Genomic DNA, 11,541 nt, shown 5'->3' with positions numbered 1-11,541 from the left:
GTATGGATACAGCACAGTTTCAGGCTATGCTTGAGGAGAAAGGAATTTTCCTTCCTCCTCAGGCGCTAGAAAAATTTGAACGGTATTATGAACTGTTAATTGAATGGAATGAAAGGATGAATCTAACTGCCATTACGGACAAGCCCAGCGTGTATCTCAAACATTTTTTTGATTCTCTTTCTCCAGCTTTTTATTATGATTTTTCCCGATCTTTATCGCTTTGCGATGTAGGGGCGGGGGCGGGATTCCCGAGCGTTCCGTTAAAAATTTGTTTTCCCCATTTGAAATTGGCGATTGTCGATTCATTGCAAAAGCGCATTACTTTTCTACAGCATTTAGCAGATGAATTAGCTCTGACGGATATCGCCTTTTATCACGACCGTGCTGAAACGTTTGGCAGAAAAAAAGAATTTCGCGAATCGTTTGATGTTGTGATGGCCAGGGCGGTGGCGCGAATGCCGGTGCTTAGCGAGCTATGCCTTCCACTCGTGAAAGTCAACGGCACGTTTATCGCGATGAAAGCCGCTTCGGCACAGGAGGAATTAAAAGAAGGGAAAAAAGCAATCGCTCTGCTTGGCGGTGAAATTTCCGCGGTCGAACAGTTTACGCTGCCGATGGAACAAAGTGAACGAGCCATTATTTTTATTAAAAAAGTAAAAAGTACGCCAAGCAAATATCCTCGCAAACCGGGATTGCCAAACAAACAACCGATTCAATAATCTAGGGGAGAGTTTTTAAAGGTGGTGTAGGGGAATGAAGCATCCTTTTTCTCGCTTTTTCAGCTTTGGAGAAAAGGAACAGGAAGAATTAAGCGAAAGACAGGAAAAAGAAGAGGTAAGAAAAATTCCAGTTGCAAAAATTATTCCAAACCGTTTCCAACCGCGGACCATTTTTGACGAGGAAAAAATTGAAGAACTAGCGTTAACGATTCGTACGCACGGCATTATTCAGCCAATTGTCGTCCGCGAGTGCAAGGATGGAAAGTTTGAAATTATCGCTGGTGAACGAAGATGGCGGGCCGTCCAAAAACTCGGATGGGCGGAAATTCCGGCGATCGTGAAAAATTTAAACGACAAAGAAACCGCTTCAGTTGCATTAATTGAAAATTTGCAGCGGGAAGAGCTGACACCGATTGAAGAAGCAATGGCGTATGCGAAGCTGCTCGAGCTGCACCATTTAACGCAGGAAGCGCTGGCGCAGCGGCTTGGAAAGGGTCAATCGACGATTGCCAACAAACTGCGTCTATTAAAACTGCCGCAAGAAGTGCAGGAAGCCCTGTTGCATCGCACCATTACCGAACGCCATGCCCGTGCTTTAATCGTCCTAAAAGATAAAGAAAAGCAATTAAAATTGCTGCAAGAAATTATTGATAAACAATTAAATGTCAAACAAACAGAAGATCGGGTGCTGAAAATGTTAGAATCGGCCAACCGCAAGCCGAAGCCGAAGCGAAAAGCATTCAGCAGGGACATGCGAATTGCTGTCAACACCATCCGACAATCGCTCACGATGGTAGCCAACAGCGGTGTGGCGGTTGATTCAGAGGAAGAAGAGTTTGACGATTATTATCAAATTACGATTCGCATCCCGAAAAAGTAATAGACACAAGGATGTCTTGCCTCATCAAGCTGCTTTTGATGGGGTTTTTTCTTTCGAGGGCAAACAGAAAACAAGTTCATTTTACTTGTTTCATGATAAAATAGACAATATGAGTACGAATTAGAGGTAGGTGGCATCGTGGGCAAAGTAATTGCAATTGCAAACCAGAAAGGCGGAGTCGGAAAAACGACAACAGCGGTTAATTTGGCCGCTTGTTTAGCGCATATTGGAAAAAAGGTATTATTAGTAGATATAGACCCGCAGGGCAATGCAACAAGTGGGATCGGAATTGAAAAAGGGGATGTCGATGAATGCATTTATAATGTCATTATCGGTGATTTAAAAGCGAAAGATGTCATAAGACCAACCAATATTGAAAATTTACATATCATTCCAGCGACCATTCAACTAGCAGGAGCAGAAATTGAGCTTGTATCGGTCATTTCCCGAGAAATCCGCTTAAAAAATGCACTTAAACCTCTACGGGAAATATACGAGTTTATTATTATCGATTGCCCTCCTTCGTTGGGATTATTAACGCTAAATGCGTTAACGGCGGCGAATTCCGTTCTTATTCCTGTACAATGCGAATATTATGCGCTTGAGGGGCTGAGCCAGCTATTGAATACCATCCGGCTTGTCCAAAAACATTTAAATCATGATTTGCGTCTTGAAGGCGTTTTGTTAACGATGCTGGACGCCCGTACGAATTTAGGTATTCAAGTCATTCAGGAGGTAAAAAAATACTTCCGCGAAAAAGTATATAACACGATTATTCCGAGAAATGTCCGGCTAAGCGAAGCGCCAAGCCATGGAAAACCAATTATTTTGTACGACGTAAAGTCGCGGGGAGCGCAAGTGTATTTAGAATTGGCGAAGGAGGTGCTAGAGCGTGGCTAAAGGTCTTGGCAAAGGCATTGATGCGCTATTTTCTCATTTGGCTTTAGCAGGAAAAGAGGAAATCATTCAAGAAGTGAGCATTCACGATCTATATCCGAATCCTTACCAGCCAAGAAAAACATTCCATCCGGAAGCGATTGAAGAATTAAAACAGTCGATTTTGCAGCACGGAATACTGCAGCCGCTGATCGTCCGCAAGACGATAAAAGGGTTTGAAATCGTTGTGGGGGAACGGCGGTATCGCGCTGCCAAAGAAGCAAATTTACAAACTGTTCCGGTGGTCGTGCGCGAACTGACCGACCAGCAAATGATGGAATTTGCTTTGTTGGAAAATTTGCAGCGGGAAGATTTAAATCCGATTGAAGAGGCAACAGCCTATAAAATGCTGATGGAAAAGCTGCAGCTTACCCAAGAAGAGATTGCCAGCCGCTTGGGAAAAAGCAGACCTCATATCGCTAACCATCTGCGCTTATTGTCATTGCCGAAGGATATACAAAAGCTGATTATGAATGGAACACTGTCGATGGGACACGGACGGGCTCTGTTAGGATTAAAGCAGAAAAATAAAATGAAATTGGTTGTTGAGCGCGTGATTCGTGAACAGCTGAATGTCCGCCAATTGGAGAAACTCATTCAGCAAATCAATCAAAATGTTCCACGTGAAACATTAAAACGGAAACCAGTAGAAAAAAGCGTTTTTTTGAAGGAAAGCGAGTCATTATTACGGGAAAAGTTAGGAACGAATGTAACGATTAAGCAAACGAGAAAAAAGGGGAAGATCGAAATCGAGTTTTTTTCCTCGGAAGATTTAGAAAGAATACTAGAGTTATTGGATGTGCGATTGGATGAATAGAGCGGCCATCATATGACGATGGTTTATTTTTTTATTATTTAGGAGGAAACTCGCCATGGTACTGTTAGGGACCATTGTTAACGGAATATGCATCGCAATAGGGTCATTGTTAGGGAAACTATTCCACCGTATTCCTGAGCAAGTAAAGGCAACAGTGATGGGAGGAATCGGCCTAGCGGTGGCGCTGCTGGGAATTCAAATGGGGATGAAAAGTGAACAGTTTCTTATTGTTATTTTCAGCCTTGTCCTTGGCGGCGTGCTAGGCGAAATATGGGATTGGGATAAAAAGCTGAATCAGCTTGGTAAATGGGTGGAGAAAAAGGTAGGAGGAAATCAACAAGGAAATATCGCAAAGGGATTTGTCAGCGCCACTTTGTTATTTGTCATCGGCGCCATGGCGATTGTCGGGGCGCTTGACAGCGGATTGCGCGGAGACCATCGCGTCCTGTATACGAAATCAATTTTGGATGGCTTTGCAAGCATTATTTTAACGACAACGCTTGGAATTGGCGTTATTTTTTCCGCGATTCCTGTCATGATCTATGAAGGGGGCATCGCGCTGCTCGCTACCCAAATTGAACGATGGGTGCCAAAAGAAATTGTCGATTCATTCATTGCTGAATCGACGGCAACAGGAGGAATTTTAATTATTGCAATTGGCTTGAATATGCTCGGCATTACCAACATACGAGTCGCCAACCTGCTCCCTAGCATTATTGTTACTGCTTTTGCGGTTTCCATTATTTACTTTTTTTAAAAAAACACCCCTTCTTGTGTATCGCAACAAAGAGGGGATTGGTTACAATGGATGACGATGATCTTTAGAGAATGTTGTATTTGTCAAAAACTTTTTCCGGCTTAACTGTTGGTCGGCTTCGTAAATGCCGTTGGCAATCGTTTTCGCCATGTTCATCACGAGATGGAGGCGGGTGTTTTGCAAAACGAAAAATTCCATAAAGCCGCTGACATTGACTACTCCTGTAATATGGATATCGCCGACAGGAGGAAGCTGCTTATTGACCCCGGCTCCAGGCCGTACTGGGCCTTTCGCGATTGTGATTGCGCCGATGCTTTTCAGTCGTCCTAAGCAGGCATCGATGGCAATCATAAATGCATCATGATGAATGGAGCGAATAGCGTTGATTTTTTCTTCCAGATTAACGGCATGGATTGGCTCTTCCAACGTTCCATATACGTGAAAGTGGGAAAGAGTTTTTTCTTGCAGCATGGTGCCAACAAGCGGCCCAAGCGAATCTCCTGTCGAACGGTCTGTTCCGATGCAAACAATGGCGGCAGGCTGCGATAACCGATCAGGAAGCAATGAAATAAGCCGCAGCGCGATTAGTGTGGAAGCTCCTTGCTCATCATGAAAAATACGTTCCCTCTCATCTTTCGAAGAGAAAAAAATAGATGGTATGCTCATTTGATTCACTCCCGGTTTCCCATTCAAAGTATTAACAGTATACGGAAAAAACGAACATGATATACATATAGGTGTCTTGTTTTATACGTTTATTAGTACAAATTGATTGATAATCTTGTTAAAATAAATAATGATATAAAGCGAAAAATAATGCAGAGGTGTAGACAACATTGGATATGGTAAAAAAGGATCGGTTGTTTGGATTTGCCACAAATGAGGAGTTTTGGGTCAATTTAGGAGCAGGAACATTAAAAATCATTTTGATTTTATTGTTATGCGTCGTTGCCAAAAAAGTGTTGAGAGTAGCTGTCCATAATATTTTCAAAGTGCGGCAAAAGGCGCCGATCCGCATTTCCGAGCGGCGGGAAGCAACATTGTTAAGGCTCCTCGATAATGTGATTAAGTATGTATTATATTTTATTGCGTTGATTATGATTTTAGATACGTTGGGAGCGAAAGTACAAGCGATTTTGGCGGGCGCCGGAATTGTCGGACTTGCTGTCGGTTTTGGCGCGCAAAGTTTAGTAAAGGATATCATTACCGGATTTTTTATTATTTTTGAAGATCAGTTTGCGGTAGGAGACTATGTGCGCATCGGCAATTTTGAAGGATATGTAGAGGCAATCGGTTTGCGGGTAACGAAAATTAAAAGCTGGACGGGAGAAATTCATATTTTGCCAAACGGAAGCATTACGCAAGTGACAAACTACTCCCTCAACAATAGCGTTGCTGTAGTCGATGTCAGCATTGCGTATGAAGAGGATATTGAAAAAGTAGAAGAAGCGATTCGCGAACTGCTGCCGCAATTGCCGGCAAAATACGAAGACATGGTTGCTCCGCCTGAATTGTTGGGCGTGCAAAATTTAGCTAGTTCTGAAGTAGTGCTGCGCATCGTCTGCGAAACGAAACCGATGCGTCATGTTTCTGTGGCAAGAGCGATTCGAAAAGAGGTAAAAATGCATTTAGATGAAAAGGGAATCGAAATTCCATATCCACGCCTCGTTCTTCATAATCGCAATGAGCAAGAAAAACAATCTGTTCAGCAAGTCAAAGAAAACGTCTAAACAAAAGACAGGGGTGAGCCAATGGAAAATAAAGAATTTGGATTATATGATATCGTAGAAATGAAAAAGCCGCATCCGTGCGGCACGAACCGCTGGAAAGTCATCCGTTTAGGCGCGGATATCCGCATCAAATGCGAAGGCTGTGCCCATAGCGTGCTTCTTCCGCGCAAAGAGTTTGTAAGAAAGCTGAAAAAAGTGCTGGTGAAGCATGAGGAGTAGTTTCCTCATGCTCTTTCTTATAACGAAAAGGGGAGGAGAGTCATGGAAGAAACGCGCGTCACATCGTGCCCGTTAAATTGCTGGGATGTGTGCGGATTAAAAGTGACCATTCAGAATGGAAAAGTGGAAAAAGTGGACGGGGATGAAACACATCCGATTACGCAAGGAAAAATTTGCTCCCGCGGCCGTATGCTCAAAGAGCGGACAAATTCAAGCGAGCGCCTTTTGTATCCGTTAAAAAAGGTTAATGGCCAGTTTATCCGTATTTCATGGGAGCAAGCGCTCGATGAAGTGGCGGAAAAAATGCGGAAAATCAAGGAATGTTACGGGACGACCGCGGTCCTCCATAGCCATGATTACGCTAATAATGGATTGTTGAAAAATTTGGATCAGCGCTTTTTTAACTGCTACGGCGGCGTAACCGAACTGACGGGCAGCTTATGCTGGGGCTCCGGCATTGAAGCGCAAACGTGGGATTTCGGCAATTCGTATAGCCACGCTCCGGAAGATATTCAAAACAGCCGCCACGTTGTTATTTGGGGGCGGAATGTGGCGCGGACAAATATGCATTTATTTCAGCATCTTCTCGCCGCAAAAAAACGAGGGACAAAAATCATCGTCATTGATCCGCTGTTCCAGCAAACGGCGCAAATCGCCGATATGTATATATCGGTCAAACCGGGGATGGACGCATTTTTAGCGATGGGAATTATTAAGGAAATGCTGCGCCTAGGTTTGGAAGACCGCACATTTATTGAACAGCATACCGTTGGGTTTGCCGATGTCGAAGCGGTGCTGGAAAGCATAACGATGGAAAAAATTGAGCGGCTTACTGAAGTAGATCGCGGCGTGATGACGCAATTAGCCGTTATTTACGGAAATCGTCCAACTGCGACCTATTTAGGGCTTGGCATGCAGCGATATGCCAATGGCGGCAACACGATTCGCTGGATTGACGCGCTGGTAGCGATAAGCGGCAATATCGGCATTCCGGGGGGTGGGGCGAACTTTGGCAATCTGCAAGTCGGTCAATGTTTTGACATTGCCGCGCTCGCGCTTCCAGAACGAAAAACAGTTTCCCGCACGTTTACGATGATGAAGCAGGCGGAAGGCATTTTACGGGCGACAAACCCGGATATTAAGATGATTATTGTGACATGCGGCAATCCGCTTACACAAGTGCCGAACACGAACTTAGTGAAAAAGGCGTTCCAGTCCGTGGACACGGTCGTTGTATTCGAACAATTCATGACCGATACGGCAGAGTTGGCCGATTATGTATTTCCGGTAACAACGGTATTTGAAGAAGAAGATATTTATTATTCGTCCATGTACCACGCTTATGTCAACTATGGGCCAAAGCTCGTCGAACCGCCGGGCGAGGCAAAATCCGATCTTTGGATTTGGACGGAGCTGGCGAAACGGCTTGGTTTTGGCGCTGATTTTGCTTACACAAGGGAAGAGTTTTTAAAAATGGGGTTAAAGTCGTTGGAACAATACGGAATCACACTCGAACGGCTGAAAGCGGAAAAGCATCTGCTTCTCCCAGTTCAGCCTGTCCCATGGAGCGATTACCGTTTCCAAACGCCAAGCGGCAAATATGAGTTTACTTCCGCATTAGCGAAGCAAAAGGGAATGAATGGCAAGCTGCAAATCACGTATCCAGCCGAATCAGAAATAGCGAATCCGTTATTAGCGAAAAAATATCCGTACCGTTTGTTGACCATTCACCCGCTTCGTTCCAATCACTCGCAGCATTACCATCTTGTCGGGGCGATTCAAACGGTGAAAATTGAAGTGGCAAAAGATGTTGCGGAAGAAAAAGGACTGTCAGAAGGGGACAAGGCAAGGGTGTTCAACGACCGCGGCGAATTAATAGGAACGGTAAAAATCCTTGCCAAAGCGCATCCAAAAACGATCAATATTGATGAAGGACAATGGGCGAAGTTTGGCGGTGCGGTCAATGTGTTAACATCGGACCGCGAATCGGACAACGGATGCGGCAGCACGTTATACGACTGTTTAGTCGATATTGAAAAGGTGGAAAATGACTAGCGCACGAAGGCGCTTGTCATTTTCTTTTGGACTCACTATAATGAGGAAAGATGTGAACGGAAAAGAGGAGTGGAAATTATGGGGTTAACAGCAGGAATTGTTGGGTTGCCAAACGTCGGGAAATCGACGCTGTTTAATGCGATTACGAAGGCAGGAGCAGAGTCTGCCAATTATCCTTTCTGTACAATCGAGCCAAACGTCGGCATTGTCGAAGTGCCGGATGAACGTCTAAAAGTGTTGACGGAAATGTTTAAGCCGAAGCGTACGGTACCGACAGTGTTCGAATTTACCGATATTGCTGGCATCGTGAAAGGGGCAAGCAAAGGAGAAGGGCTTGGCAATAAATTTTTATCGCACATTCGCCAAGTTGATGCGATCTGTCAAGTTGTCCGCTGTTTTACAGATGAAAATATCACCCATGTAGCGGGAAAAGTCGATCCGCTTGCGGATATTGAAACGATCAATTTAGAGCTAATTTTCGCCGATTTGGAAACGGTGGATAAACGGATCGACCGCGTCGGCAAAATCGCCAAACAAAAAGATAAGGATGCCGCTTTTGAATATGATATTTTATTGCGCTTAAAAGAAACGTTTGAAGCTGGAAAACCGGCGCGTACGCTTTCCTTTACAGAAGAAGAAATGAAAGTGGTAAAGCAGCTTCATTTATTAACGATTAAACCAATGTTATATGTAGCTAACGTCGGTGAAGAAGACGTGGCGGATCCAAACAGCAACCCGTTCGTGCAGCAAGTCCGCGAATTTGCGAAAAGCGACAATGCGGAAGTCATTGTCGTATGTGCAAAAATTGAAGAGGAAATCGCGCAATTGGACGATGAGGAAAAAGAGCTGTTTTTACAAGAGCTTGGCATTGAACAATCAGGGCTCGACCAATTAATTCGCGCATCGTACAGCTTACTTGGCCTGGCGACATTTTTCACCGCAGGGGAACAAGAAGTGCGGGCCTGGACGTTCCGGAAAGGCATGAAAGCACCGGAGTGCGCAGGAATTATTCACTCCGATTTTGAACGCGGGTTTATTCGCGCCGAAACGGTTTCCTATGAAGATTTAGTGGCGGCGGGATCGATGGCAGCGGCACGCGAAGCTGGAAAAATCCGCCTCGAAGGAAAAGATTACGAAGTGCAGGATGGCGATATTATTTATTTCCGCTTTAATGTTTAATATTGCTTATCCTTCCACGCCATGATATAATCAAAAAACGTGAGTAATGTTTTATTGCTCCTTGCCCTTTATCGAAAGGGCCGTTTAGACCAAAAGGAGGTGACGAACGTGAGAAAATACGAAATCATGTACATCATCCGCCCAAATATGGACGAAGAAGCAAGACAAGCTCTAGTAGAACGTTTCAATACTATTTTAAAAGAAAATGGTGCGGAAATTACAAATGTGACGGATTGGGGCAAACGCCGCTTAGCATATGAAATTAAAAAATACCGTGACGGCCATTACATGATTATTAATGTCGTGTCTGAGCCAAAAGCGGTGCAAGAGTTTGACCGTTTAGCGCGCATCAACGAAGATATTATCCGTCATATCGTCGTGAAAGAAGAAGAATAATTTTTTTCCATGTTAAAGAGGTGGTTCTGATGATTAACCGCGTAATTCTCGTTGGGAGATTAACGAGAGATCCGGAATTACGCTATACTCCAAGTGGGGTGGCTGTTGCTACGTTTACGCTTGCTGTCAATCGCCCGTTTACCAATCAGCAAGGCGAACGGGAAGCAGATTTTATCAACTGTGTCGTTTGGCGACGTCAAGCGGAGAATGTTGCGAATTTCTTAAAAAAAGGAAGTTTAGCCGGAGTCGATGGCCGTTTACAGACCCGCAGCTATGAAGGTCAAGACGGAAGACGTGTATATGTAACGGAAGTGGTTGCTGATAGCGTCCAATTTCTTGAACCGAAAAGTAGCACTGAACAGCGTGGGACGGCAACAGGCGGCTACTTTGGGGAGCCATTCCCATTTGGACCAGATCAGAACCATCGCAATCCGAATGAAAGAGATTTCAGTCGCATAGATGAAGATCCTTTTGCTAACGACGGTCAACCGATCGATATTTCGGATGATGATTTGCCGTTTTAGTTGCAAGCAAAAGGTGTTTTAATCGGATAAAGGAGAAAAGGAAAGGAGGATATGAAATGGCAGGACGTAAAGGCGGACGTGCAAAACGTCGGAAAGTATGCTATTTCACGGCGAACGGAATTACGCATATTGACTATAAAGATGTTGATTTGCTGAAAAAATTCATTTCCGAACGCGGCAAAATTTTACCTCGCCGTGTGACAGGAACAAGCGCAAAATATCAACGTAAATTGACGGTTGCGATTAAACGCGCTCGGCAAATGGCGTTATTACCATATGTAGCAGACGAATAAGAAAAAAAGCAGTAAGGGGGATTGTCCTTACTGCTTTTTCTATATTTATAGTTGCATTACAGAAAGGGGGGAATGATTGGTGCGCAAGACATATATGATCACGGAGGCGGCCATTCAGTTAGCCTTGTTTGCAGTGTTATTTTTGATTGCTTTATACGTGCCGCTTATCGGGGTAATTGCGACATTGTTTTTGGCGCTGCCGTTTATTATTTTTACGATAAGGCATGGTTATGCTTATGCGCTGTTGTTGCTTGCTGCTTCGCTGATTATTTCTATGTTGATTGGCTCGCTGTTTTCCTTGCCGGTGGCGTTAATGTTTGGAACAGCAGGGATTGCGATTGGGGGAATGCTTGCCAAAAATAAAAGCCGTCATATGATTTTACTGATCAGCGCGCTTATATTTCTTATTAACATAGTCGTTGATTATGCCATCTCCGTAAAATTTTTGCAGATGGATATCATTCAGGAAACGATCTCCACATTTCGCCAATCATTTGACACTGCGATGAAAATGATGAAAGGGATGGGGCAGGAGCCGTCGCCGCAGTTACAGGAACAATTTAAACAAGGATTGGAACTGGTAAAATATATCGTTCCTACATTGTTTGTCCTTGCTTCTTTTTTGTTTGCTTACATAACGATCATCGCTTCTATTCCAGTTTTAAAACGATTGAAACTGCCGGTCGGCACATGGCCGCCGTTTCGGGAGGTAACGTTGCCAAAAGGCTTGTTATGGATTTATGTATTGGTGCTAGCCCTATCTTTTATTCCATTCGAAAAAGGAACGTTTGCCTATATCGCTATTTTAAACGTATATTATGTATTGCAGCTGCTTTTGATGGTACAAGGATTTTCCTTTTTGTATCATGTGGCGAATAAAAAGAATATTCCAAAAGGGATGGTCATTGGTGGAACGGTCTTTTGTTTATTCCTGCCTTTTCTACTTTATCTTATCGCAATATTAGGTATAATTGATTTAGGATTTGATTTGCGAAAACGCATATAATTATTAGATAAGGTAGATTATTTTTTTGGT

14 protein-coding genes are annotated in these 11,541 nt (G+C 43.8%); 13 read left to right on the top strand and 1 reads right to left on the bottom strand.

Annotated features, from left to right (window positions below):
• Positions 1 to 2: 2 nt before the first annotated feature.
• The 5 genes from rsmG (at position 3) to HT574_RS08135 (ending at position 4,109) form a co-directional block, all read left to right on the top strand.
• The gene (gene rsmG / locus HT574_RS08155; RefSeq protein WP_175244173.1) at positions 3 to 719 is read left to right on the top strand and encodes a 16S rRNA (guanine(527)-N(7))-methyltransferase RsmG; all 717 of its coding nucleotides are present in this window, start codon (positions 3 to 5) and stop codon (positions 717 to 719) included.
• A 34-nt stretch (positions 720 to 753) separates the two neighbouring features.
• Complete coding sequence (gene noc / locus HT574_RS08150; RefSeq protein ID WP_175244172.1) at positions 754 to 1,599, top strand: nucleoid occlusion protein; 846 nt, start codon at positions 754 to 756, stop codon at positions 1,597 to 1,599.
• 138 nt (positions 1,600 to 1,737) lie between these two features.
• Positions 1,738 to 2,499 carry a ParA family protein gene (locus HT574_RS08145; protein WP_175244171.1) on the top strand — a complete coding sequence of 254 codons (762 nt, stop codon included), beginning with the start codon at positions 1,738 to 1,740 and terminating at the stop codon, positions 2,497 to 2,499.
• Complete coding sequence (locus HT574_RS08140) at positions 2,492 to 3,352, top strand: ParB/RepB/Spo0J family partition protein (RefSeq protein WP_175244170.1); 861 nt, start codon at positions 2,492 to 2,494, stop codon at positions 3,350 to 3,352. The genes HT574_RS08145 and HT574_RS08140 overlap by 8 nt, the downstream gene beginning before the upstream one ends.
• A gap of 55 nt (positions 3,353 to 3,407) precedes the next feature.
• Entirely contained in the window at positions 3,408 to 4,109 is a 702-nt protein-coding gene (locus HT574_RS08135) for a DUF554 domain-containing protein (RefSeq protein ID WP_017435774.1), read from the top strand.
• Positions 4,110 to 4,151: 42 nt separating this feature from the next.
• On the opposite strand, the gene yyaC is transcribed toward HT574_RS08135, so the two are convergent.
• Complete coding sequence (yyaC, locus tag HT574_RS08130; RefSeq protein ID WP_175244169.1) at positions 4,152 to 4,775, bottom strand: spore protease YyaC; 624 nt, start codon at positions 4,773 to 4,775, stop codon at positions 4,152 to 4,154.
• Positions 4,776 to 4,951: 176 nt separating this feature from the next.
• Here yyaC and HT574_RS08125 point away from each other — a divergent pair, with 176 nt between their 5' ends.
• The 8 genes from HT574_RS08125 to HT574_RS08090 all read left to right on the top strand — a co-directional run bounded on the left by HT574_RS08125 (position 4,952) and on the right by HT574_RS08090 (position 11,511).
• Positions 4,952 to 5,839 carry a mechanosensitive ion channel family protein gene (locus HT574_RS08125; protein WP_375154093.1) on the top strand — a complete coding sequence of 296 codons (888 nt, stop codon included), beginning with the start codon at positions 4,952 to 4,954 and terminating at the stop codon, positions 5,837 to 5,839.
• Between the two features lie 21 nt (positions 5,840 to 5,860).
• Entirely contained in the window at positions 5,861 to 6,058 is a 198-nt protein-coding gene (locus tag HT574_RS08120; RefSeq protein WP_017435777.1) for a DUF951 domain-containing protein, read from the top strand.
• A 42-nt stretch (positions 6,059 to 6,100) separates the two neighbouring features.
• Entirely contained in the window at positions 6,101 to 8,113 is a 2,013-nt protein-coding gene (locus HT574_RS08115; RefSeq protein WP_175244167.1) for a molybdopterin-dependent oxidoreductase, read from the top strand.
• Positions 8,114 to 8,191: 78 nt separating this feature from the next.
• Positions 8,192 to 9,292 (top strand): redox-regulated ATPase YchF, encoded by a 1,101-nt coding sequence (gene ychF, locus HT574_RS08110; protein WP_017435779.1) that lies wholly within the window; start codon positions 8,192 to 8,194, stop codon positions 9,290 to 9,292.
• A gap of 108 nt (positions 9,293 to 9,400) precedes the next feature.
• The gene (gene rpsF / locus HT574_RS08105) at positions 9,401 to 9,688 is read left to right on the top strand and encodes a 30S ribosomal protein S6 (RefSeq protein ID WP_017435780.1); all 288 of its coding nucleotides are present in this window, start codon (positions 9,401 to 9,403) and stop codon (positions 9,686 to 9,688) included.
• Between the two features lie 29 nt (positions 9,689 to 9,717).
• On the top strand, positions 9,718 to 10,212 hold the full coding sequence (ssb, locus tag HT574_RS08100; protein WP_017435781.1) for a single-stranded DNA-binding protein: 495 nt from the start codon (positions 9,718 to 9,720) through the stop codon (positions 10,210 to 10,212).
• A 56-nt stretch (positions 10,213 to 10,268) separates the two neighbouring features.
• Entirely contained in the window at positions 10,269 to 10,505 is a 237-nt protein-coding gene (gene rpsR, locus HT574_RS08095) for a 30S ribosomal protein S18 (RefSeq protein ID WP_013401907.1), read from the top strand.
• Positions 10,506 to 10,584: 79 nt separating this feature from the next.
• Positions 10,585 to 11,511, top strand: coding sequence for a YybS family protein (locus HT574_RS08090; RefSeq protein WP_175244166.1), 927 nt, complete (start codon positions 10,585 to 10,587; stop codon positions 11,509 to 11,511).
• Positions 11,512 to 11,541: the final 30 nt, after the last annotated feature.

Origin of the sequence: Parageobacillus sp. VR-IP (assembly GCF_013357975.1) — a bacterium.
GTDB classification, from domain to species: domain Bacteria; phylum Bacillota; class Bacilli; order Bacillales; family Anoxybacillaceae; genus Saccharococcus; species Saccharococcus caldoxylosilyticus.
This window is presented reverse-complemented; position numbering and strand designations above follow the sequence as displayed.